The organism is Paenibacillus terrae HPL-003 (genome assembly GCF_000235585.1).
Lineage (GTDB): Bacteria > Bacillota > Bacilli > Paenibacillales > Paenibacillaceae > Paenibacillus > Paenibacillus terrae_B.
The window spans coordinates 4848901-4873349 of record NC_016641.1 but is presented as its reverse complement, the minus strand read 5'-3'; the positions used below and the strand labels follow the sequence as shown (position 1 = coordinate 4873349).

Annotated in this window: 18 protein-coding genes and 2 pseudogenes; 15 read left to right on the top strand and 5 right to left on the bottom strand. The window is 41.4% G+C overall.

The genetic code is table 11. The features are described from left to right. The first annotated feature begins 170 nt into the window (after positions 1-170). The 4 genes from HPL003_RS21700 (at position 171) to HPL003_RS21690 (ending at position 3194) form a co-directional block, all read left to right on the top strand. Complete coding sequence (locus HPL003_RS21700) at positions 171-827, top strand: HEPN domain-containing protein (RefSeq protein WP_014281916.1); 657 nt, start codon at positions 171-173, stop codon at positions 825-827. A gap of 319 nt (positions 828-1146) precedes the next feature. Next, a complete protein-coding gene (locus HPL003_RS27935) occupies positions 1147-1344 on the top strand; it encodes a helix-turn-helix domain-containing protein (RefSeq protein WP_081473750.1) in 198 nt (65 codons plus the stop codon). A gap of 170 nt (positions 1345-1514) precedes the next feature. Then, a complete protein-coding gene (locus tag HPL003_RS21695) occupies positions 1515-2231 on the top strand; it encodes a hypothetical protein (protein ID WP_014281915.1) in 717 nt (238 codons plus the stop codon). Between the two features lie 222 nt (positions 2232-2453). Then, positions 2454-3194, top strand: coding sequence for a toll/interleukin-1 receptor domain-containing protein (locus tag HPL003_RS21690; RefSeq protein WP_014281914.1), 741 nt, complete (start codon positions 2454-2456; stop codon positions 3192-3194). A 272-nt stretch (positions 3195-3466) separates the two neighbouring features. Here HPL003_RS21690 and HPL003_RS21685 read toward each other — a convergent pair. Then, positions 3467-4593 (bottom strand): IS3 family transposase gene (locus HPL003_RS21685; protein WP_085979674.1). Its coding sequence is split into 2 segments (ribosomal slippage): positions 3467-4344 and positions 4344-4593, totalling 1128 coding nucleotides; the frame shifts between segments, so codons are not numbered across the junction. Between the two features lie 179 nt (positions 4594-4772). Here HPL003_RS21685 and HPL003_RS21675 point away from each other — a divergent pair. The 5 genes from HPL003_RS21675 (at position 4773) to HPL003_RS21655 (ending at position 9227) form a co-directional block, all read left to right on the top strand. After that, positions 4773-5048 (top strand): hypothetical protein, encoded by a 276-nt coding sequence (locus HPL003_RS21675; RefSeq protein ID WP_014281911.1) that lies wholly within the window; start codon positions 4773-4775, stop codon positions 5046-5048. A gap of 180 nt (positions 5049-5228) precedes the next feature. Continuing rightward, positions 5229-5834 (top strand): hypothetical protein, encoded by a 606-nt coding sequence (locus tag HPL003_RS21670; protein ID WP_014281910.1) that lies wholly within the window; start codon positions 5229-5231, stop codon positions 5832-5834. 312 nt (positions 5835-6146) lie between these two features. Next, positions 6147-6386: a hypothetical protein gene (locus tag HPL003_RS21665; RefSeq protein ID WP_014281909.1), complete on the top strand. Its 240-nt coding sequence runs from the start codon at positions 6147-6149 to the stop codon at positions 6384-6386. A gap of 623 nt (positions 6387-7009) precedes the next feature. Then, on the top strand, positions 7010-7216 hold the full coding sequence (locus HPL003_RS21660) for a hypothetical protein (RefSeq protein WP_014281907.1): 207 nt from the start codon (positions 7010-7012) through the stop codon (positions 7214-7216). Positions 7217-7829: 613 nt separating this feature from the next. Further along, positions 7830-9227 (top strand): helix-turn-helix transcriptional regulator, encoded by a 1398-nt coding sequence (locus HPL003_RS21655; RefSeq protein WP_014281906.1) that lies wholly within the window; start codon positions 7830-7832, stop codon positions 9225-9227. Positions 9228-9481: 254 nt separating this feature from the next. On the opposite strand, the gene HPL003_RS21650 is transcribed toward HPL003_RS21655, so the two are convergent. Then, positions 9482-10723: an ISL3 family transposase gene (locus tag HPL003_RS21650; protein WP_014281905.1), complete on the bottom strand. Its 1242-nt coding sequence runs from the start codon at positions 10721-10723 to the stop codon at positions 9482-9484. Positions 10724-11296: 573 nt separating this feature from the next. Between HPL003_RS21650 and HPL003_RS21645 the strand changes: the two are divergent. The 5 genes and pseudogenes from HPL003_RS21645 to HPL003_RS21625 all read left to right on the top strand — a co-directional run. Further along, positions 11297-12027, top strand: a pseudogene (locus HPL003_RS21645) (WXG100 family type VII secretion target); the annotation flags it as partial. Positions 12028-12211: 184 nt separating this feature from the next. Next, positions 12212-12433 (top strand): hypothetical protein, encoded by a 222-nt coding sequence (locus tag HPL003_RS21640; protein ID WP_014281903.1) that lies wholly within the window; start codon positions 12212-12214, stop codon positions 12431-12433. A 250-nt stretch (positions 12434-12683) separates the two neighbouring features. After that, positions 12684-14804 (top strand): annotated as a pseudogene (locus HPL003_RS21635) (thioredoxin domain-containing protein). A 398-nt stretch (positions 14805-15202) separates the two neighbouring features. Next, complete coding sequence (locus HPL003_RS21630; protein WP_014281900.1) at positions 15203-17203, top strand: methyl-accepting chemotaxis protein; 2001 nt, start codon at positions 15203-15205, stop codon at positions 17201-17203. Between the two features lie 140 nt (positions 17204-17343). Further along, positions 17344-19902: a response regulator gene (locus tag HPL003_RS21625; RefSeq protein WP_014281899.1), complete on the top strand. Its 2559-nt coding sequence runs from the start codon at positions 17344-17346 to the stop codon at positions 19900-19902. A 5-nt stretch (positions 19903-19907) separates the two neighbouring features. On the opposite strand, the gene HPL003_RS21620 is transcribed toward HPL003_RS21625, so the two are convergent. Further along, positions 19908-20600 carry a response regulator transcription factor gene (locus HPL003_RS21620; RefSeq protein ID WP_014281898.1) on the bottom strand — a complete coding sequence of 231 codons (693 nt, stop codon included), beginning with the start codon at positions 20598-20600 and terminating at the stop codon, positions 19908-19910. Between the two features lie 594 nt (positions 20601-21194). Between HPL003_RS21620 and ectB the strand changes: the two genes are divergently transcribed. After that, entirely contained in the window at positions 21195-22457 is a 1263-nt protein-coding gene (gene ectB / locus HPL003_RS21615; RefSeq protein ID WP_014281897.1) for a diaminobutyrate--2-oxoglutarate transaminase, read from the top strand. 125 nt (positions 22458-22582) lie between these two features. Here the strand turns inward: ectB and HPL003_RS21610 are convergent, their stop codons facing one another. Together HPL003_RS21610 and HPL003_RS21605 are read right to left on the bottom strand one after the other, a co-directional pair. Further along, a complete protein-coding gene (locus tag HPL003_RS21610; protein ID WP_014281896.1) occupies positions 22583-23101 on the bottom strand; it encodes an NAD(P)H-dependent oxidoreductase in 519 nt (172 codons plus the stop codon). Positions 23102-23267: 166 nt separating this feature from the next. Next, positions 23268-24386: a GGDEF domain-containing protein gene (locus HPL003_RS21605; RefSeq protein ID WP_043922483.1), complete on the bottom strand. Its 1119-nt coding sequence runs from the start codon at positions 24384-24386 to the stop codon at positions 23268-23270. Between the last annotated feature and the right edge of the window lie 63 nt (positions 24387-24449).

The window sequence follows — 24449 nt, the reverse complement described above, 5'->3', positions numbered from 1 at the left end:
GGAATAACGTTCGTCATATTCTTCCATTTTATAGTATGATAAGACTAAAGCTCATAGGTAGGCTTTTAGTTCCTGTTTGTTCGTTTATTTAATTGTATTCTGTAAATTCACGAAGTTCGTGAATATTACGTTAACTGAAAGTTCAAAAGAACAAAAAAGGAAGTGGTTGTATGCCATCATATTCATTTGGTGACTACAGAAGAAGAACTTTAGATGTACAAAAGCTATCAGATGATTATAAAACGTTGAAGGATATATTTTATAGCAGAGGTCGGGTAGCACTAGATCACTTAACTCGAAGTGGGATCTTGATGTTATGTGGTGCCTGGGAAACATATATTGAAGATGTACTAAGAGAAGTTGCTACTCACTTAGCAACTTTAGAAAAAATAGACGAACTGCCTAGAGAAGTAAAGAGTACCATAGCCCAATATGTGAGAAATCATAAAAATGTTAATAAGGCTTTAGAGTTAGCGGAGTCAAATTGGAAAACGCTCTATTTAAATGAAATTGTTGAAGAAACAATCTCTAGATTTAATACTCCAAAGGTAAAAAATATAAAAGATATTAGCAAAAAATTAATAGGGTATGAAGGAATACTAGATTGTTTGATATCAGAAGAGATAGATTTGATAAATGATTTTGTCAAATTCCGTGGACATATCGCTCATAACGTCAGAGATAGAAGTGAACAATATTTAAATGTAGAAACGTTGGATAAATACATGGATGAATTTCAAATGGTTGTTAGTCGTATTGATAATCAACTTTTGACTTATATAAGGCAGTATAAAACTTCACGTCCATGGAATAAAGTGAATGAGTAGGCATTTCGAAGAAGTATGAACCTTCAGTTAACATAATATTCACGCTGCGGACATTCGTCCTTGGTCCGGCAGGAGTCGGACACCTCAGCATACGCTGAGGTCGTGAATACAGGAACGTTATAAGATCATTAAATTCGGCTTGGAAGAACAAGGATAGATAAGAGCAGGAAAGAACAGAAGGTAGATCCTATGCGGATCAAGGATTGAAAGTTACGGGCTAAGAGCGGACGAGGAATGCTTCCTATGCGGAAGCAGAGTGGGATTGAAGTTTGGGAGTAGATGCTCCGAAGTCCGCCGATTTAACAACATATAACAATATATTTACGCATCGGGCATACGAATAGATGATATAACAGAATTGATGGCGAAATCGGGCTTAAGTCGGAATTCAATCAACAAGTTATATAGGGAAACGAATATAGAAACAACAAAGCTGGAAACTTTATTCAAGCTATGCGATACATTTAACTGCAAATTATCAGATTTAATTGAGTATGTACCCGAAGAAAACCAGTAGTGAAGAAGCGATTCCGTCATATAACATAATATTCAAGCTGCGGCTCCGTTGGAGCCTTGGTCTGCGAGTTGGATTTCAAAGAGGGATTTCAGCAGACAACCCCTAGCGGAGTTCGTGAATACGACAACGTTATCAGAAAAAGATGCAGTTATTGAAAGGCGGAATTTACAATGTCAATAATTAACCAATCAATTAAAGTGGAAACTTGTAAGTTATATAATTTTGAACGTATATGGGATTTTTTATTGAACTACAAGCAAATTCCGGAACAGTTTATTGTTGGACAACTCCGTGAGTATGATAAGTATAAAGAGGAACTAGATTGGTTTAAAAAAAAGATTGAATTGCTTCCAAAAACCTTTATTCGAAATCTTGATAAAAGACAATATTATCAAAGAGACTTCTACTTTAATAATGATGCAACATTTGGGTTTGAAATCGAATGGGATATACAAAAAGCAAAAGAGTTAATCAGAGAGCACAACCTTCAGATTGTAGAATTTAGCGTAAACCAGTTTATAGATATTATTAATCCAGCTGACTTGGATCCGAAAGTGCTCGCAAACCCAGTCATAAACTCCGAGCCGATAGTTGTTATGTACTATGATCCTATTAATATGCATATCCCAATTGATGGTAATCATAGGGTGTTAAAAACATATAGAATAAATGAGAATGCTCGAATTCAAGGCTACCTTTTATCTCCTGAAATCCATATGCAGGCGATGGCATGTGATCTCTTTAGGTATTTGTATAAATTGCACCACAATATAACAGTGATTAGTAATTATGTGATGGGTGATAAAAGAAAAATAAAAAGATTTTCTAAAATCAATTTTATTAAGAGGATGCAAAGCATAAATAATAGTCTTTACACACTAGAGTGATAGTGGAGTAGTTCAAGGGGGCATCTCCTTCTAATAACATTATATTCACACATCAGAGCCTAGGCTCCTCGGTCCGCCTGAGGAGATTGGCAGGGTAGGGTAGTCAGCGGACATATCCGCACCGCGGCCGACTGCTGTCGCAGTCTTAAGTCGGTGGGACGTCGTGAATACAAGAACGTTATCTGAAATCGTGGCGAAGATAGGAAAGGAGAGGACTTGTTGATGCTATATTACGGTTCATCAGTTTTTATTAAAGGTGGGAAATTCAAAGGTCGGGTTGGTTATTTAGATGATGACGATTTTAGAGATTCAGGTAAGCATATTGGATATGTGTGTATGGGTAATCCCCTCTATGCTAATGAATACGAGATCCCAGTGAAGAATTTAAGAGAAGTTACAACAGAAGATTTATTAAGAAGACAAGGTGAAATAGAACAGATATTATTTGATATAAAATATTCAAAAGTAAAAGTAAAGGATGAGAAAACTAAAACAGATTTGCTAACGGAATTTATATTTATTGAATCATTATTTTCGGATAGATATTTTAAAACGAGGTTATTATCAAATAGCAATGGAAGAAAGGTCTTTATCTCACATTCTTCTAAGGATAAAACCATTGCTAGATTAATAGCAACTGATTTAGCCGAAGCAGGACATAATCCTTGGTTAGATGAATGGCGTATTAAAATAGGGGAGTCAATTCCGAGAAGTATAAGTATTGCTTTGAAAGAAAGTGAATATGTTTTGGTAATTCTATCAAAAAACTCTGTAGAATCAAGATGGGTTCAAGAAGAATGGTACTCTAAATATTGGGATGAGATCGAATCTGGAATGGTAAAGGTTGTCCCGATATTAATTGAAGATTGTCAGATTCCCGAACTATTGAAGACAAAAAAATATGCTGATTTTAGGGGTGAATATAGTAGAGCTCTTAGAGAACTTCTATTAGGATTAAACTAAATTGAATTATTTATGTATCTCAGAGAAGACCTCGACATCAGATAACATGATATTCAAGTTGCGGCTCCGTTGGAGCCCTGGTCTGTGGGATGGATTTCAGAGAGGCATTTCAGCAGACAACCTCTTTGGGGTTCGTGGATACAGGAACGTTATATGACATTACCCATTATTTATTTGAGTGGAGGGTTCATGATGTATGAGAGAATCCAAGTAAAGTTAAAAGTTGATCTTACTCAATATCTTAAAGGACTTATTGGATTGTCAACACTAAACTAGACAATTTTTTTATGGTGCCTCAGTTTGAATTCAGCCGGACTCAAGTAATCCAGGGAACCATGAATCCGAATATGGTTAAACCAGTGCACATAGTCATGTAATTCTGTGGTTAGCTCAGCTAGACTTTCAAAATGACGTTTCTTCACAAACTCCGTTTTGAAAATTTTAAAAGTGGCTTCTGCAACGGCATTGTCATAAGGACAGCCTTTCATGCTCAAAGAACGCTCAATCTGGAAGGCCTCCAGAGCATCGTCGATGAGCTTATTCTTGAATTCATTGCCTCGGTCGGTATGGAAGAGCTGAATGTCATTCAGGTTGCCCTTAATTGAAGCCAAAGCACGGTAAACCAACTTGGCATCCTTGTGGGGGCCTGCACTGTAGCCGATAATCTCGCGGTTAAACAGATCTACAAAAAAGCATACGTAGTTCCAATATGGACCCACTCGGACGTACGTCAGATCGCTTACGACGACAGATAACTCCTGCTCTTGTTCAAAATTCCGGTTCAATACATTCGCTTGCTTGGCTTCATTGCATCTCGTGGAATGAGGCTTGTACTGAGCGACCGTATACGACGAAACCAACCCGTATTCCTTCATGATTCGTCCAATTCTCCGTCTGGATACCGTAAAGCCTTGCTGGTACAACGCTTTTTTAATCTTACGCGTACCGTAGTTTTGACGACTGGTTTGGAAAATATCTACAACGATAGAGGAAATCTCATCCTCCGCTGTAGCCTCGACCTTGCCCTCTTCATAATAGTAGGTGCTTCTCGGGATTTTTAGGACGTCGCACATTGCTGATACCGAGTATTTATGTTTATTCTGGCGAATGACATTTACTTTCGTCCCATGATCAGCGCGGCTTGCTTTAAAATATCATTCTCCATGAGCAGTTGCTTGTTCTGTTTTCGAAGTTCGATCAGTTCTAATTCCTCTGGAGTCCGGTTGTCTTTCTCTTTGAAGGATCCCGATGCGGAACTCTGTTTCACCCATTTATCCAGCGATGAAGGATTTAAATCATATTCCTGAATGATATCCTTACGTGGTTTGCCACTCTGATAGAGCTGAACCATCTGCGCTTTAAATTCAGCGCTGAAAGTACGTCTTTCCTTTTTAGTCATGATCCGTTTGCTCCTTCTAGGTTGATCTGTAGTCTACTATATTAGACCACAATTTTTCTGTCTAGAAGAGTGTAGCCGATCCATATAGCTGGAACTGAAGGTTATACAATCGGAAATTATGGAATGTGGTCAAGATCAAATGACAATTTTACTGGAGTGCATTTTCCTGGATTGGGTAATTGGATGTTCTTTGGTCTTCACTTGAAATAGTAGATCCAAAATATTTGGAGAAAATGGAAGATGAAAAGAAGAAAAGGCTAGAAGTATATAAATCGGCAAGGAACATCACAAAGTATGTCGGGCCAAGAGGTGGGTTTAAATATCTAAGTTTTGAGTATACAGATTCAAATGGGATAGGGGTTCATTACTCAAATGGATTCAAACAGGAATCCGAAAGAATAATCGAATATTTTAAAGAGATGGATTATTCAATTGAAGAGAAATTGTGGAAGTAAGTTCAAGATTATTCAGGATTCGGGTAACGGCATATAACATAATATTCAAGAGGCAGCTCCTGATGGAGACTCGGTCTGCGTGATGTATTTGCGAAGGGGTATTTCAGCAGACAACCCCTTGCAGGGTTCGTGAATACAGAAACGTTAGGTGAAATATGACTACAAAAAGGAGCCAAAACAATGAGTGAATTTACTTCAGGAAGCTTATCCCTATTGAAACATAAAGAAGCAATTCTTGATTATGATCCTATGTACATGAAGGGTTTAAATGGCAAATGGTTTGTTTTCATAACCAAAGATACAGGAGTAAGTGAAGAAATTCCGGTAAGTCTATTTCAAATTTCGGAAAAAATCCCAGTGTTATATTTTTATAATTTTGAAGATCATTGTTGGGGATATCGTGTAGTTTACAATTCACAAGAGATAGCAAGTCTTCATATATCATATGAGTTAGTAGATACTATGATTATGAAACTTGCAGAAGAAAGATACCCAGAAGAAGATCACGTTGAATTTTTATATATCGACCCTAGAGGGGAGAAAATCAGAAATGAATTAATTGAAGAAGTTCAAAGATCTAATGAATACAATGAGAAAATTGTAAAACAGTTTACAAATTGCAATCTAGATACATTTAGACTTTTTGAACTAGATAATGAACGAATAAAACAATTAGACAATATTTTGAATAATAATTACTATACACAACTGGAATCTAAGCATCAATTAGTAGAAGAGTTTAAAGAATTATTAAACATTCAAGAGATGAGTTGGATACGAGGATAGAATTAATGAAGTATAGAAGGTGGAGTAAGTTCTACGATACATCACCTAACACATATCTAACGCTGCGTCGCGGACGCTCCTTGGTCTGCCCGAGGATTTTCGAAGAAGCGGAATCAAGCAGACAACCTGCACCACCTAATCGCGCCGCGGACAGTCGCTAACGCTCTTTTAAGGTGGTGAGGGTTCGTAGATACAAGAACGTTTAGATGAAATTAATGCTGGATTGAAAAAACTAAACACAAAAAGGATCATTTAATGAAAATTCTCAAAACATAGCTACTTATTATTTAGTAATTGGAAAGGAGTTGTTAAATGATAATAGAAATTGAAGGTTACTTTAATCAAGCATTACTTCAAGCAGATGATAATTATTCTGTAAAAGAGATCGAACAGATTTATTTGGATTTAAAAACCAAGATAAAATTAATCGATGAATTACCAAAAGAACTTTGTGAAAATTACAACATGATTGAAATCAATAAAACCATCGAAAAAAAAGTAGATATGGTAATTGATACTGACACTGATAGAATTTATAAACCTTATTATTAGAGAACATTAAAATCATAATTGTAAAAAGGTTAAATTGCCGGCTCCTTCAGAGCCTTAAGGTTCTCATGTTAGTGAATACACAAACGTTAGCAGAAATCCACGAAACAATAAAACTATAAAACCAAAAGACGAAGGAGACGATTGTTGTGGAGCTTTTCAGACAAGTACCACTGTATAGATTTTTAGCTTTATGTAATGAAAGCGGTATGGAAAGAACGGTATTGGACTGCGGGGCGGGAGGAGATTCCCCTCCTTAGGAGATAACCAATATGAACAGATTGAAGATAATGAGCCAGTTATCCATTCGTATTATGATTACAATGAAGCTGATGCGATGTTTGATGATATGAAATTAATCTATAAAGAAGATCGAGTTTTGGAAAGAATCTATGAGGGCAAAAAAATACGACAAGGATTTATTGATTACATATTAAAGAAATGAATATATAAAGATTTATCGTATGTAATTCGAAGAGGTCGTGGACATCTGCTAACATCGCATTCAACGCTGCGTGGCGGGTTAAGCCCGTCACTTGGTCCGGGAGAGGCATTTCGGGGTTAATGAATACAGAAACGTTAGGTGAAATCTTGGCAATCTTAATTATTACAGAGGTGAATTTTCGGTGAAGTTTAAAATACTTGAGGAAACCGTAAATTTTTATGTGGAGTCATCTGATTGGAGATTGAAAGAAATATTTGGAATTGGGGAGAAAGAAACAAATTATGATCCGATATTAGTTGAATTGATTAGTGAAGGTAAGATTTCAGTAAATTACACTTTAAACCCTCACATCAAGCAATTTAAAGATTTTTCAATTGAAAGTCAATGAACAATTTTCTCCGACATCGGAGAAAATTGTTCATGTCTAAGTGGTACGATGATTCCAAACCGTTCATATGCTTGAATCATTTACCTAAGCAGTTCTAGGTATAAGGCGCATTTGCTTGAAACTATTGATACCGCTACACAAAATTTTGCGGAACGATGGGTAGTAAAAACCAAATGATCATTCACTTTCCACAAATAATGTCATAGCCTTCCTACTCCCCGATTCTGGTTAATTTTTTATTAATTTGAACTATCTCGAATATCGTGAAGGCTCCTTATATACACACATCAATTCTAAACTAAATCTACTGTTATTACATAAAGGAATATGAGCATAACTATTTAATCACGTAACTTTGAATACCTAAAGTTGTATTCTGATTTTCCACAATAAATTATACATAAGAAAATGATGATACCCTTAATCATGAAATCATTGTAAACAATCCGAAAAGGTATCTTGAGTACATATATGAAAGGTATATGATTTTATTCCGAAAAATGGTACAATTATGAACAATAAAACAAATACATTTTACTGCTTATTTCTCAATTACATAATTTATTTAACTATGCATTATATTGTGAGTTCACGCTGAAAGGGTGGTTTATCCATGAAAATTACACCCACGATTAGAGCAGAATTGGAACGATATCTAAAAAAGGAAGGTTTGAGTTTAACGCAATTCGGACATTTGGCAGACATGAACCGGGGAATAGTAAGTGCTATTGTGACGGGAAATAAATCTATGTCTGTTAACCAGCTTGACCGAATTACTGAGGCTATGGGTTTACCAGAAGGTCATTTTTATGATCTATTTATAGAAAACTACATCATCGACTTACCCCCAAATATGAGACGGATTGAGCCATTTTTGTATCGCTGTGCAGAGCTGGACAAGTTGGATGCGATCCGTCGAGTAGTGGGAGCCATCATGGACAATCTGCTCTATTCGACCAAACTATTTGAAATTGCCGAAACGTTATTCGCACAGGGACGACATGCTGCTGCATTACTGCTCTATGAGGGTGTAGCTGAAGCGGAGAAGTACCAACATTCTGAACGCTTGGCGATCTGTCAATATCGAATTTTCACGATTCAGGTTGGAGACGATCAAAGCCGAAATCTCAGGGCATCTTCGATATTTGAAGCTTTTGTGGAGCGCCTAGATGAAGTAGAGCAGCTTGACGCATTGAAGGATTTGGCAAACGTGTACAGGTCTTTGCGTAAATGGGACAAGGTCGATGAAATGGCGAGAAAAATGAGAGATAAAGCGGAAATCCAATATACTATTAAACACCAAGAGAAGAGTCGAGAACGCAATGAGTCTACTAAGAAACTAAGTCGTCCCATGTTTGTGTACATCACTTACGCTGATTTGCTGTGTGCAAGTGTCTGTGAAGCCCAAGGCGATTATCAACAAGCTCTACAGTATACATACGCCTATGCTATTTTAGATTGGGTCAAAGAGACAGATGAGGATGCCCTGCATTGGATAAAACTGTACCAACATTGGGCGCAGTGTAATACTTACGTATACAAGCTTTTATCTGGCGATTTAAGTGTGCTACGCGATTATGTTGATCATATTATTGCATCGCCAGATAACACTGAAAAAGAAATGGTCGCCAATCTGATGAATATAGTCATGGCAGCAAACCAATATCAGTTGGATGTGAATGATGTACTTCGGAGGTTAAAAACGAAAATTGATTTTTTTGTTCAACAAAATCCATCTGCTGATATGTACACTCATCAAGTAGTACCAGAGCAAGCAACACGTTTTAAATATGAACTTGCTAAATACTACTTGAACAGAGGCAACTACCCTTATGGCTTCGAGTACCTGCTAGACGTTTTATCTAAATCATTAGTAAATAACAAAGAGTCTTTTTTCATTAGATGCATAAAATTATTTGAGCAGTTCAAACAATTTGCAGACGTTAATTCTTATGTAAAGTATGAAAGTTTAGTTAGCGAAGGGCAAAAAGAAAGATTATTTTATTATTAATAGTCATCTAACTTTTTCAATGCTAGATTTCATGCCCTCTATTTAGATATTTTTAAAACGTATGGTTAGACAATGTAAAAATGCTCCTTTTGAATCGTCTTGGCTAGCTTTTTGTTTATTGTTACTGTACCTGTTCAGTCGCATGGTCACAATCAACAGAGAATACAACTTCATGATACAATTGGAGGTTCTTAAACGTGTAATAAAAACGAAATGAAAAAGAGGCTCAATCTAAAAATTAGTGGTTGAAATGTTCAACTCGTTAAATGGGGTCGATTGCATTCAACTAAAATACCTGCTTTATAGCACTCCTGATTACGTGTGAAGTAGTGCCGACGCTGGTAAGCCTTGATCCGGTTATGCCGCCCTTCAACGGTTGCGTTTGTAAAACGACAATGATGGTAATTCACGATCTCCTCTTGCCAGTTTCGCATGGTCTTCAATGTGCTCCGGACGGCAGGATGATCGAGGGTCTCCCCTTGCCCCAACCAGCGCATGAATCCCAAGCGAGCAACGTTGATGTCGGGAGAGCAGTCATACCACAGAGAAAAAGATTCCTTCCATTCCCAGACGCTGCGTAACAGCGGAGAAAAGGCAAGTATGCTTTCTAACTGAGCCTTGCTCTTTACACAAAGCTGGTCTATCGGCGGATTGAGCAGTCGATGATGACTTTTCAGAGTCGCTTTGGCCCGGGGAGACACCGTGTGCTGAATCGACTTTCGAATCTCCTGAACACTTTCGATGACATAACCATGAACATGGAACCGATCCGCAATACGAATCGCATGTGGGAAACATTCGGTGATCCACGTGTGATACGCCTTGGCCAGATCCATCACAACCGCCTTGGGCTTTAACGCCAGAAATTGGGGATTCGCCTGAGCATACGCACGCAAGTCTTCGAGCTTCCGGCCAGCCCAAAGATCCAGCATCGTTTCGCCTCGCAAATTATGAATGCCGGTATTATATGTATGTCCTTTTTTGATCGCGAAATCGTCAATCCCCAGTACCAGATTTGAGGAATCTTCGGCTTCGCGCCACGCCTGCTTCGTCAAGTGCTCGCATGCTTTGGGGAGAGCTTCCTGATGCATTCGCTGCACTGTACTGACAGGTGCTTGTTGCATGAGTGCGCTATGCACTGCTGTGGAACCAAGTGTTTGTTCTACGGTTTGAGCACGAAAAGCCTGGCTGTATCGCTGTTTAGGACCCACAAAATCGTAGATCCAAACGAAACTGATCCGGCATCGCGTGCAAGTCATGCGGATGGATGGAACATGCAGATAGCTCTTTCTGCCAAAGATGCTCAGATGTCGAATTTGACGCGTGCGGTTTCGGCCGTCACGTTTTACAGAGGCTTCCGAATGGCAGAGAGGACAGGGCTGTTTGTACGCCACCGGCGATGCTTCCAGATGAACTTCTTTCGTATCTATGGAAACCAATTGTTGAAGTTGTAGCTCTGGTAATCCGAGCAGTTCGTTGATATACTGGAGTGGCATCTGTCATATCCTTTTGTTTGTTGTTTGGTAGGACTTACAACAATACAGGATTTGCAGATGTTTTTCCATTTTCATCCTCGTTCTACTCGCTTTTCTACTTCGTCAACCACTAATTACGGTTTTGAGCCGAAAAAGAGTTAAAATAATGCACTCCCAAAACAGTTATTGGAGAGGACCAACAAGTTCAGCCAATGAAATTTTGGGGTGCATTTTTTATATATGAGTAATCAGCACACTTTAGGATTGGGTGAGTAAAATTATTTGACTCACCCAAAAACACAGGCAAATATTGCCCATGAAATAGGTATCACTAAACAGCAGCTCCACAATTATAAAAAAATCTCCTCACACTCATCCTGAGTTGCAGGACATGGTTGAAAGCGACAACTGCTATATCCTAACTTGGGTATCATCTAACAGAGGTATATACTACTATAGTCGTAGTAATCTCTGTTTTATTTCAGTTCATATGTTACATAATTTAAAAGGAAATTTCAGGATATTAGATGGATATACCTAAATTGCCCCTTTTGACAAGATTATTTCCATCTAAATTAAAATGGACGTGATCAAATGGGGAGAATATTGGTTCCACCTGACAAGCTGATGCAAGTGGCTGATCAGTTCTTGCATGGTAAACACGAAATGGAGCGTATGTTGAATTTACTGAATGGAAGAATTGATTTTGTCCAACAAGGCTGGTCTGGAGCTACCCAAGAGAGATTTTTTCAGGAATTTCAGGTTTCTCGACAATCCATGTGTGTGACGCTTGAACGACTATTGACAGTAGCACAGGAATTCATTTTTATTTCAAATAACTTCACACAGGTAGATGGAGAAAAAGTCGTACTGGATGTGCCGGGAAATGGTGTGCCTGTTAAAACGGCATCCAGCGGCGAAGGCTGGTTACATAAAATCTTTGAACAGATCGGTAAAGCTGAGATCACAAAAGCCGAAGCTCAGATGGAAGCAAGTAAGCTTCAAGGGGAAATTTTATGGGATACTGTTCAAGGAGCAAAAGGAGCCATTCAGGAAGATTTAGCCTTAGGGATGCTGCCCGACAAAGATCGTGAATATGATCATCCTATGGCAGCTAAAGTAGGCGAAATTCTCGGTCACGTAGCTACGACATTGCAGGGGCTGGTGAGGTAGTAGCTGGAATAGGTGGAGAAGGATTATCAGTTGCTGTTTCATCTACGGGAGTTGGTAGTATAATCGGAGTACCTGGATTGATTGGCTCAGCAGCTTTAGCGGCACATGGAGGTACAACCGCAGTTAAAGGTGCAAGCGGAATAGGAAAAAGCTAAAAATACAGGTGAGATAAAAACAAGAAGATATTATGATGAAAATGGAAGAGCTACACGCGATATAGACTATACAAATCATGGAAATTCAAAGCAGCATCCAGAGTGGCCTCATGAACATATTTTTGAATGGACAGAAGATGGGACATTTAAGAGAGTTAACAAAAAGTAGGAGGGATTGTTTTTGGAATACAATGAATTGGTGGAACGTTTTGAAATGGGGGAAGAGTTTCAGTTCTACTATAAAAATGATAGCTATTGGATTAGCCAGAATGAAGAAGAGTACTTTCTTACTCGTGAAAGGGACAGTTTTTCTCAGTCGTTTGAATCATCAAGAGAGTTGTTTGTTAATGGGAAGATTGATGATAAGACTATTTTAGAGTTGTGGGAGGAAATAGAGTTTTAGATAGATCAATAATTCACAAGGCTCATTCCTTGGCATAAAAGGAGTGAGCTTTTTGCATACATATTGAACCGAAACAGTTTATTATGACAGCCATTAAACAATGGAGACAAAGTATACATACGAGCTTTAAATAGCATTTCAGATCAAGCTAGAAAAAATATCAATCATACATATAACAATTTCATAAAACTGGGTAAACTATAAGGGAGTCTTAATTGACTCCCTATCTTTATGAATGGAGTGATCCAATATGCGCGATGAAACTGTTAAGCACAAGCACACAAATAGCCTTATTAGCGAGAAAAGTCCTTACCTGTTACAACATGCTCACAATCCTGTAAACTGGCTCTCATGGAGTCCTGAAGCCTTTTCCAAAGCTAAACGAGAGGGGAAGCCTGTATTTTTAAGTATAGGCTATAGTTAGCCTTCGGGCTAACATAGGGATAATATAAGAACTTGTCATTGGTGCCACGTTATGGAGAGAGAGTCGTTCGAGGATGAAGAGGTTGCGGAGCTGTTAAACCGGGACTACGTATCCATTAAGGTGGATCGGGAGGAACGTCCGGATGTGGATCATATTTATATGTCCATCTGTCAGACGATGACGGGGCATGGGGGCTGGCCGCTTACGATTTTGATGACGCCGGATCACAAGCCTTTTTTTGCGGGAACTTATTTGCCCAAAGAGCAGAAATTTGGCCGTGTGGGTCTAATGGAGCTGTTGCCAAAGGTGGCTGCCCGTTGGAAGGAACAACCTGATGAATTAGTGGAACTGAGTGAACAGGTGCTTACCGAGCATGAACGCCATGACAAGCTTGCCAGTTATCAGGGCGAGCTGGACGAGCATAGTCTGAACAAAGCCTTTCATCAATTCAGCTATGCCTTTGATAAGGACTATGGCGGCTTTGGGGAAGCTCCCAAGTTTCCTTCTCCGCATAACTTGTCTTTTTTGCTGCGATATGCACAGCACACTGGAAATCAGCAGGCACTGGAAATGGCAGAGAAGACGCTGGATGCGATGTATCGGGGTGGAATTTACGACCATGTGGGCATGGGATTTTCACGCTATGCGGTGGATGAGAAGTGGCTGGTGCCTCATTTTGAAAAAATGCTGTATGATAACGCTCTGCTGGCCATTGCTTATACGGAGGCTTGGCAAGTCACAGGCAAGGAGCTGTACCGACGGATTGCGGAACAAATCTTTACATATATCGCAAGGGACATGACCGATGCTGGAGGAGCCTTTTATTCAGCGGAGGATGCGGATTCCGAAGGAGAAGAGGGCAAATTCTATGTCTGGGATGAGTCTGAGGTAAGGGCTATACTGGGCGATAAGGATGCCGCCTTTTTTAACGATTTGTACGGGATTACACCTTACGGCAATTTCGAAGGACATAACATTCCGAACCTGATTGATATAAATCTGGAAGCCTACGGGATCAAGCATGACTTGACCGAACAGGAACTGGAGCAACGGGCAAGTGAGCTGCGAGCCAAGCTGTTTACTACCAGGGAGCAACGGACTCATCCTCACAAGGATGACAAGATTTTGACCTCGTGGAACGGGTTGATGATCGCTGCTTTGGCGAAGGCGGGACAGGCATTTGGAGAGGCCCAATATACCGAACAGGCACAGCGGGCAGAGTCGTTCTTGTGGAACCATCTGAGACGGGACGATGGACGGCTGCTGGCCCGTTTTCGGGACGGGGATGCAGCTTATCCCGGTTATGTAGATGACTATGCTTTTTATGTGTGGGGCTTGATTGAGCTGTACCAGGCGACCTTTGATGTACAATATCTGCAACGGGCGCTGACGCTTAATCAGGATATGATCGACTTGTTCTGGGATGAGGAACGGGGCGGACTATTCTTTTACGGACCAGATGGTGAGCAATTAATCGCCAAGCCCAAAGAGGTATATGACGGAGCGATTCCATCCGGTAACAGCATTGCGGCCCATAATTTGGTGCGACTGGCACGGTTGATGGGGGAATCTCGGTTGGAGGACTATTCAGCCAAGCAGTTCAAGGTTTTTGGGGGCTTGGTTGTTCAATACCCAACGGGTTACTCAGCGCTGCTTAGCTCGCTATTGTATGCGACGGGAACGACGAAGGAAATTGTTATTGTGGGCCATAGGGATGCTCCGCAGACCGTCCAATTTATTCGAGCGGTTCAAGCCGGATTCAGGCCGAATACAGTTGTTATTTTGAAGGATGAAGGGCAGCCCGCAATCGCAGACATCGTCCCTTATATCCGTGATTACACGCTCGTCGATGGTAAACCGGCTGTGTATGTGTGCGAGCATTTCGCCTGCCAGGCACCTGTCACCCGTCTAGACGATCTTAAGGCTTTACTGAATGGATTAACCTAAAATAAAAACAAATTTGATCCCCTTGAGGTAACAAGCATATGGTAATTTTCGAAAAATGACCTTATGTATGCCAACCACAAGGGGATTATTTCATGTTAAGAGGTAGGTATAGTGAGTTAAAACTAACATTTCCTTAATATGTTCAGTGCATTTTTTTTAATAGTTTTTAGGTATATTATATTAAGGAATCGGTTCCAAGGATCCTTGCTGCATTCAGAACTAAGTACATATACCTATTCGTTGTGGTGTTTATATCTTTTTTGTGTCCAAGCGTTTTAGGGGGAGATGATGAAGAACAGAAAAGGGGAAGTGAATTTGTCGAGTGAATTAATCATCGGCAAAGCGAAGCGACTCACAATATGCAAGTAATCCAGATGATGAATTGGAGATGTTGACTAATGAAGAAGTTTGCAGGAAAACCATGGCACGTGGGTAGGATGCTCAGCAATAATTTTAAAACGAAGCTGATGGTCGCTTTTATTGCTTTTTTGGTCATACCATCTATGATAGTTGGGGCTCTGTCATTTGTGAGCGCGAGCCAGGAGATTCGAAACCTGATTGAAGATAGCGCCGAGCAGGCCATCATCCGCACTAATTTTATTATTGATAGCGCCATTGCACCCAAGGAACATGATGCAGAATATTTCGCTGAAAGGCTAAAAGGCAACCTGGTGGAGACGGAGGAACAAGCGGCGAATTTGGAAGAATTCTTTAAGCAATATATTGCACTCCACCCTGAAACAGAATCCATTTTCTATGGAACGAAGGATGGTAAATTTACAACCTATCCACAGAAGGAATTACCGGATAATTATGATCCCCGGGTCAGACCCTGGTATGAGAATTCCATAAAGGAACAAGCAAAAACAGCGATTAGTTCGCCCTATCTCTCCGCATCCTCCAAGCAAATGACGGTTACGGTGTCCAGAGCCACGACGGATGGTTCGGGTGTTATTGGCATCGATCTGAAAATTAGCGATATCAAGGAGACACTGAACAAGATTAAAGTAGGTCGTGAAGGTTATGCCATATTGCTGGATAGCAACCATACTTACATTGTGCATCCGACGATCGCACCAGGAACCAAAACTACAGATGTTGAAGCACGCATGTTCCAGGGAGACAGCGGTGAATACGAGTATGAGTATCAGGGGCAGACGAAATATATGAATTATGCGACCAATAAGCTGACAGGCTGGAAGATAGGCGGAACGCTGTATTTATCTGAAGTGGATGAAGCAGCACAGCCGATTTTGATCAGCACCTTGTTTACAGTCGTTGGGTGTCTTGTGGCGGGTATAATCATTGTTTATTTCCTGATTCGTTCCATCATCAAACCTATTTTAAAATTAAAGGAACAAGCGGTAAACGTGAGCGCAGGGGATCTGACGCAGGACATTCAAGTGAAGAGCGAGGATGAGATTGGACAATTGGGACTGGCTTTCCGAAATATGCAGGATAACTTGCGATCTGTCATTCAGAACGTAGGGGAAAGTGCAGATCATGTCGCTAGATCCTCGAACGAGCTAACGGTGAGCGCAGAACAAACCAGTGCTGCAAGTGAGCAGGTGTCCCAGGCTGTTCAGGAAATTGCCAGTGGAGCAGAGAAGCAGACTACAGGCCTGGAAAATAACTCAGTAGCCCTTGATGAAATTGCACAGGGGGTCACACAAATTGCGGAACGCTCAATCTCGGTAGCCGATTTGGCCAGACGATCCTCTTTACAAGCAGAGGAAGGACGGAAATCCGTTGAGCAAACAGGTGAACAAATGAATTCGATTCACCAGTCGGTAGAGCAATCTAACCGAATGATTCAAACCTTGCAAGCCCGCTCTCAGGAAATCGGTGAAATTACCAAGGTTATTGGTGAACTATCCAATCAGACGAACCTGCTGGCCTTGAATGCAGCGATTGAGGCGGCAAGAGCAGGTGATCATGGCAAGGGCTTTGCCGTCGTTGCTGATGAGGTGCGCAAGCTGGCAGAGCAATCGCAGGCATCTGCAACACAGATTGCCACATTGATTGCCGAAATTCAGCATGAAACGGAAACGACGGTTCAGACGATGAGCCGTGTTACGACTGAGGTTCAGGATGGGCTGCAGATTTCCAAGGAAACCATTCTCAAGCTGGGAGAGGCGATGGAAGGCATTCGGGAGACCACACCTCAGGTGGAGGAGGTCGCTGCGATTGCACAACAGATATCAGCGAGTGTACAAGAGATTGCAGCGACAGCTAACGAGCTGGCGACAATTGCAACCGGTAATGCGGCTACATCTGAGGAAGTCGCCGCTTCCTCGCAAGAGCAGCTGGCTTCCATGGAGGAAATATCAGCCTCTGCTCAGTTGCTATCAACAATGGCTGCTGAGTTGAAGTCGATGATCAGTCGTTTCAAATATTAAAACGTAATTGAATCCTATGGAATCTATAGTACAATGAATGCTCGGGACAGTTCTTTAAGCCTTATGGCATAAGGAATCTGTCCTGATTTTTTTTATATTTTCATTCTTACAAAGTAGGGAGATTACAGGAGGGAGAACATTTGGTTCGAGATTTGGTGCTATATGTTATCGTGATATTATTCATTGTTTTGACTTTTCAGCTCATTCGGCAGACGATGACGCGTGTTTTTTATGGAGTGGCTGGAATTTTGCTTTTATATTTTGGCATAAGTGATAGTGCTCTGATGACTTGTGTTCTGGAGCTAGTGATGGGTCTGATGTTCATCGCTTTGTTTGTACGCGTTTGGATCATTAAATATACAAATGAACAACGTTTACTGGACCAAAACCGTGATCTCCTAAATGTGCTTCGGGTTCAACCTGGCTTTACCTTCAGGCTGGAGAAAAGCGGCGACGAATTTTATTATAGGCTGCTCGAAGGAGGTTTGCTGGAGCGCATGGGTCTGGATATGCAAGTCAACTACAATCGAAGGGAGCATGTGGAGCGACTCAGGGACATTTTTGAGCTATCCTCTGAAACGCTGGAGCAGCTTCGTGAATATTACAAACAGGCATGGTTCGGTGACCGGACGGTATTTGAGCTGGAGTTTTGGGAATACTCGGTTTTAATTACCTTACAACCGGTCAGGGAGAACGGGATCACCAAGCATGTCATCGGTCACGTAATGGATATTACGGAGTATAAAGCTTCCGAGCAGAAAAGAAAGGAGGTAGACGAGGCTAACCATGCCAAAAGCGTTTTTTTGGCTCATATGAGCCACGAAATCCGCACGCCGCTGAACGGCATTATCGGTCTATCCAAGCTGTTGAACAAGACGGAGCTGACTGCTGTCCAAAAAGACTACCTTGACAAGCTGCTCGCCTCCTCACGAACCCTCTCGTCCATGCTCAATAACGTACTGGACTTTTCCAAAATGGAAGCAGGCAGTTTGGAACTGGAAAGGCTGGAGTTTGAGCCGGAAAAAATGCTACAGCATCTTGCAGATACGGTGGGCACTTTGCTGGAACACAAAGAAATAGAGATCATTTTTATAACGGACCCCCAATTACCCAAAAGTGTTAAAGGTGATCCATTGCGGATGGAACAGGTGCTCTTAAACCTTCTGACTAATGCCGTCAAATTTACGGATCAGGGACATGTATTGTTAGAGGTGAAAATGCTAAGCCAGCAGAACGGACGGGTAGCGTTGTCCTTTATGGTGGAGGATACAGGCATAGGTATTTCCGAGGTGGGTGTGAACAAGCTGTTTGCCCCTTTTACCCAAGCGAATACATCAACCAGCCGCCGATATGGGGGCTCCGGGCTGGGTTTGGCGATTAGTAAGCATTTGGCTGAAGCCATGGGCGGGAATGTAGAGGTTGAAAGTCGATTGGGAGAATACAGTCGGTTTTACTTTAATGTCGAGCTGGATATCGGGGATCTACATCCGGAAGGCACACAGATAGAAAAACAAATAAACGGCAAAGCCTTAATTGTTGTGCGGCATGAGCTGTTGAGATATAGTCTGCACGAATTACTACAAAGCACAGGATTAGAAACATACACCATTTCATCCTTTCAGGAATGTGTGGACGTTTTTCAAAATGGCGAACATTTTGATTGGGTTATGGTAGACATGGGGATGAATGGATTTAGAGAGCTGGATACACGGAGACCATGGCTTCAATTGCTAAATAGACAAATGACTCAGGTCATTGGACTTACAACAGTGTTCCAGATGGAAGGGATAGCGGCTGGGGACGAGGATAACAGGGTGGATGCCTTTTTGTCCAAGCCCGTGACTCGAAACGCTGTATTGGAGGTTATCCGCTGGAGGCTGGAAAAGGAAAAGACAGTGTCTGTAGATGGTAATACTCTGGATACATATACGACGATGAATCCTCGTTATGAAGGAGAGATTACAACACAGAAGTATCAAATCCTCATAGCGGAAGACAATGAGATTAACCAGGTGGTCATTACCGAGTTCCTGGCAGAGCGCGGTTTTGAAGTAACCATGGTTGCAAACGGAAGAGAACTGTTAAAGTCACTGGAGCTGCGTCCTTGGGATATGGTAATGCTTGATCTGCATATGCCAGAGATGGATGGCTTTGAGACGGCCAGACATATTCGCAGAAAGAAAGCTTTTAACAGACTCCCAATTATCGCCTTTACGGCCGATGCTGCGCAGCATGAACAGGAGGTTTGCCTTCGTTCAGGCATTAATGCTGTGCTGCTCAAGCCTGTCCATGAACTGAATGCTGTAAGAGTGTTAAACAGTTGGATTCATTTAGCATGGCTGCAAGAAATACATGGTGTTCACGCGGAACAGGCGATAGCCGGCATGGACGGAAAGGTTTATATTTTCCAATTTGCCCTTTACAAATGGATTCAGGAATACCAGTATCTTAATAAAAGATTGACGAGGAAAATGGACAACGGACAGTTATCTGCCGCTCTCCGATTAGTACACTCGCTTAAGGGAGGAGCAGGAAACCTGTTTGCGTCCGGGCTGGTGGCAGAGGTCATAAAGCTGGAAAAGGGATTGAAGCGTAGCTATAGAACCTCACCGGGGGAGCTGTACCCAGACTGGCGAGAGCAATTGAGCTTGGTTCAAAAGGAGATTAACCAAATCAAGTCATCGGTTCCCTGGAGCTGATCGTGCTATTGCATAAATTTATAACCAATTCCCCAGATGGTCCTGATTAATTTAGGCTTTTTAGGGTCTTTTTCGATTTTCCTGCGCAAATGGTTGATATGTACATCTACAGCCCTCTCATTAATAAAGGAGTCTGTGCCACGAAGAGCTTGAATCAAGGCATATCGGCTGAATACAATTCCGCGGTTCAAATAAAAAAGCTTCATAAGCTCAAATTCCGAAAATGTCGTCTCCACAACCTGCCCATCAACGGTAATCATTCTTCGCGCTAGATCCAAAACAATGTCTGTTTCAGGCTCGGCTTCAGGTGCAAGGCCTCTTGCCTGTAACCGTGTGATTTCAATACGACGGAAAAGAGCCTCGATTCGTGCCTTTAGCTCCTGCATGCTGAAAGGCTTGCAAATATAATCGTCTGCTCCCAGTGTAAGTGTACGGATGCGCTCTGAGATATTGTTTTCTGAAGAAATCACGATGATGGGCACATCCGTATGCTTGCGTACCAGTGGACAGGGATTGACACCATCCAAATCTGGAAGCAGCAGATCTAGCAAAATAATATCAGGTTGCACCATACCCAGCCGGGCGATTCCCTCAGCCGCCTGTTCCACCCGAGTAGCGTTATAGCCTTCTCCAGTCAAATACAAGGAAAGGGTATCTCCCAGCATATTGTCATCTTCAATAATCAAAACATTAGACATGATAATATTTCCTTATCTTTCTATCAAATTCGAGCCAAATGGTTAGGATAGTTTCAATGCATACAACAAGTTTTTGGCAAGTTCTTTTGATAGAGTAACCCCCTTTGGACAGTCTGTCAAAAGATCAGGGGATCGGGGCAAACTAATAGCCGGGCAGAACGAATTTATACTTTTTTGATATGGAAATGCTCTATTTTTGAGATTTTAAGCTCTATTCCGACATTTTTCGTGGAGAATTAACAAAATGCACCAAGCCCCTGACTCTCGATTACAAAAATTTAACAAAACACATCAGAAGCATGCATTGACTTAAAAAAAAATTATGGTATTTTATTACATAGGAGTGACATCCACTGATAGGCCCCTTAGAAAACCCCACCATTTAATCTTCTGGAATTTAATTTACGCTCCATAGACTATTTTGCATTTATTTATCCGTACTCTAATCGTTCCCGTGATCGTACTCATGATTCTTTGGTGTGGCTACCCCATTGAGATTCGGGCTGTCTTCTTAATTCAGTACATATTTACACTTTTTTTGCTTTCCATGCTTGTATTTTTTCCAAATCAGGTCAGCGGGAGGACGAGAAATCAATGAACACATTCGAAGCACTGGAGTCCAATGTAAGATCCTATTGCAGAAGCTTTCCGGTTGTTTTCAACAAAGCGAAAAACGATGTGCTGTACACGGAGGCAGGAGAGGGATATATCGACTTTTTTGCCGGAGCAGGGGCCTTGAACTACGGGCATAACAACGATTTTATGAAAAATCGGATTTTGGATTACTTAAACTCTGATCGGATCATGCACGGTCTGGATATGTACACAACGGCGAAACAGGAGTTTATTGAGTCTTTCTCCGAGCGTATTCTCCAGCCTAAGGGCTTGAATTATAAGCTGCAATTTTGCGGACCAACGGGAACCAATGCGGTAGAGGCAGCGCTGAAGCTTGCACGCAAAGTCAAAAAAAGAAATGGGATTTTTGCTTTTATGGGCGCATTTCACGGCATGTCTCTAGGAGGTTTGTCCGTTACCAGTAACAACTCCATGAGAGAGAGTGCCGGTGTATCCCTGAATAACGTTACCTTCATCCCCTTTAACAGTACGTTTAACGGCTTGGATACCATTTTGTATATGGAGCAGCTTTTAACAGATACCCATTCCGGGGTGGAAAAGCCAGCGGCCATCATTCTGGAAACGGTACAGGCTGAGGGTGGTATTAACATTGCCGATACGGAATGGCTGCGTGATTTGCGGCAACTGTGCGATGATCATGATATTTTGCTGATTGTTGACGATATTCAGGTCGGCTGCGGCCGGGTCGGTTCGTTCTTCTCGTTTGAGCGCGCGGGTATCGTTCCTGATATGGTCGTTTTATCCAAGTCGATCAGTGGCTATGGTTTGCCGATGTCACTGCTACTGCTCAAGCCGGAGTTGGATATTTGGAGTCCTGGCGAGCACAATGGCACCTTCCGGGGGAACCAGCTTGCTTTTGTAGCCGCCAAGGCTGCACTGGAGTTCAGGGATACGGTAGGGCTGGAAGCACAGGTAAAAGAGAAAGAAGCTTTTGTTCAGCAATTTTTGTATGAACATATTCAAACGATTGACCCTCTCATCGACATACGCGGCTTGGGACTGATCTGGGGAATTGATGTGTCTCCTCTGGGAGAAACCTTTGCCAAAGAGGTAGCTGCTCTTTGCTTTAGCAAGGGCCTCATTATTGAGCGGGCCGGACGTAACGATACGGTGATTAAAATTATGCCTGCGCTAACGATCAGCTTGGAAAACCTGCGTGAAGGCTGCAACATTATTAAAGAAAGCATGGTTCAGGTGTCCAGCACACTGGTCACTTTATAAATATCCATATTTTAACATACACGATTTGAAAAAATCAAAATCAAAAAAGCCCTTTGGTCGGTAGACTGCCACGTTCTGCTTCACAGCAGATGGCAGCTCCAACTAAAGAGCTTTTTGCAATTCAATTAAGAAGTAACGGTTTGCGCGTATTTTTGTGCGGATTGTTCAAGCTGCTCATCGGTCAGAACCCCAGCACCATACTGCACGAAATAAGGGAGCAATTTGACACCAACCAAGTGGCTTGTAGCTTCAAGAGGTCTCAACAGCTCTTCGATTGTGTATCTGTTCCGTCCGTCATGTTGATAGTTTTCTTCTACACTGGCAGCAGACAGAGCAATCAGCAACTCTTTGCCCTCCAATTTGCCACCTTCGCTTCCAAAAGCCCAGCCGTAAGTCAGAACCTCATCTTCCCATTTTTTCAACAAGGAAGGGGTACTATACCAGTAAAACGGGAACTGTAGTACGATACGATCATGCTTCTCCAGCAGTTCCTGCTCTTGAGCTACATTGATTTTCTCATCAGGGTATACTTCATACAGGTTATGAACGGTTACACCCGATTGCTTTTTGAGCTCCTGGACCCATCTTTTGTTAACGCGGGACTCCGCAAGATTAGGGTGGGTTACAATAACAAGTGTTGACATATGAAAACCATCTCCTTTAACTTATTTTATGTAAGTAAATTACGTTATTATTTGTAACTATTATAGTTTCAACTTATATCCTTGTCAAATGGCTTGTCTCTTAAAAAATGAAATCCCCGGCAAGCGAGTACCGGAGAAGTCATCCTGCGTTGTATTCTCTGTCGACTTAAGCGATATGATTGAGCGAAACTATCTTATTCTTGCCAGAACGTTTGGCTTGATATAGATAGTCGTCCGCTTCCTGAAAGAACGAATCTTTGTTCATTTCTTCTGAATAGCTTTTCAGTCCAATGCTTACGGTTACAGAAATTTTTTGCTTTTTTTCATGAAAGATCATGTTTTCCACTTCATGCCGGATGTTTTCGGCGATTTGATAAGCTTCTTCAAAAGTATGCTCAAACATCAGGATGGCGAATTCCTCACCACCATAGCGGGCCGCAATATCATTAGCTGTAATCTGCTCTGTAATGATTAGCGAAATGCTCTCCAAAATTTTATCTCCGAACTGGTGCCCATAAGTGTCGTTAATTTTCTTGAAATTGTCAATATCCAATAACGCGAGATGGATAATGGCACCTTGCTCGGCATATTCGAGTGCTTTTTCATAGAAATTCTGAAAGGACAAATGATTATAGAGCTTGGTTAACCCGTCGGTCATCGACATTTTGCTTATAATCGCATTACTAATCATTAATTCCTGGTGAGCACGCTGTGTTTTATACAAATCCAGCAGCAGGTCACGGCCGCTTGCCTGAACAATAATGGCAATAAAAGTGGACATAATCAAAAAGATCGGAATCGATACAATATCAAAGGCCGACAAGTAGCTGCGGAACGAATCATCCACTGCCAGCAAAAGAAAAAAGACTCCAACTTGCAAAACAAAGGAAAACCATATTAGGCGACGATTGAAGAACAGGATGGATGAGAAAATAGGCAACAAGCACAACGCCGTGATAATCCGAATATCGTAGTTTAAACGAATGATGGTCCAGCAAATGACTGTGCTTGCCATAAATAGGATTACAAATGAGTATCTGTTGTATTTATAATGAACCAGCTCTGCAAGCAGGTTGGAACCACACATGATCATTGTCGGAACAATAAGAGTTTCAACGTAAAATTCATATGGTGTAGCATCATAATTCAAAAATAAATAGCAACCGAGCTGCGCAATAAAATGTACGGCTATAATCATCCAGTATAATAAAAACATCCTCCGTACCCAGCGAGCTTCCTTTAACTTATAATCGGTTGTTTGAGTAAGCCGTGTTGTCTTATTCATGATGTCACCACACTTAATGTATCTTTAGCCATTCTCGTATTATAAGATACTATGTGACGAAGT

What these genes read in the sequence shown, in the direction of transcription:
- HPL003_RS21620 (WP_014281898.1), bottom strand. Translation starts at nt 20,600, where the DNA reads ATGTCTAATGTTTTGATTATTGAAGATGACAATATGCTGGGAGATACC.
- HPL003_RS21630 (WP_014281900.1), top strand. Translation starts at nt 15,203, where the DNA reads ATGAAGAAGTTTGCAGGAAAACCATGGCACGTGGGTAGGATGCTCAGC.
- HPL003_RS21695 (WP_014281915.1), top strand. Translation starts at nt 1,515, where the DNA reads ATGTCAATAATTAACCAATCAATTAAAGTGGAAACTTGTAAGTTATAT.
- HPL003_RS21605 (WP_043922483.1), bottom strand. Translation starts at nt 24,386, where the DNA reads ATGAATAAGACAACACGGCTTACTCAAACAACCGATTATAAGTTAAAG.
- HPL003_RS21690 (WP_014281914.1), top strand. Translation starts at nt 2,454, where the DNA reads ATGCTATATTACGGTTCATCAGTTTTTATTAAAGGTGGGAAATTCAAA.
- ectB (WP_014281897.1), top strand. Translation starts at nt 21,195, where the DNA reads ATGAACACATTCGAAGCACTGGAGTCCAATGTAAGATCCTATTGCAGA.
- HPL003_RS21655 (WP_014281906.1), top strand. Translation starts at nt 7,830, where the DNA reads ATGAAAATTACACCCACGATTAGAGCAGAATTGGAACGATATCTAAAA.
- HPL003_RS21700 (WP_014281916.1), top strand. Translation starts at nt 171, where the DNA reads ATGCCATCATATTCATTTGGTGACTACAGAAGAAGAACTTTAGATGTA.
- HPL003_RS21665 (WP_014281909.1), top strand. Translation starts at nt 6,147, where the DNA reads ATGATAATAGAAATTGAAGGTTACTTTAATCAAGCATTACTTCAAGCA.
- HPL003_RS21650 (WP_014281905.1), bottom strand. Translation starts at nt 10,723, where the DNA reads ATGCCACTCCAGTATATCAACGAACTGCTCGGATTACCAGAGCTACAA.
- HPL003_RS21610 (WP_014281896.1), bottom strand. Translation starts at nt 23,101, where the DNA reads ATGTCAACACTTGTTATTGTAACCCACCCTAATCTTGCGGAGTCCCGC.
- HPL003_RS21670 (WP_014281910.1), top strand. Translation starts at nt 5,229, where the DNA reads ATGAGTGAATTTACTTCAGGAAGCTTATCCCTATTGAAACATAAAGAA.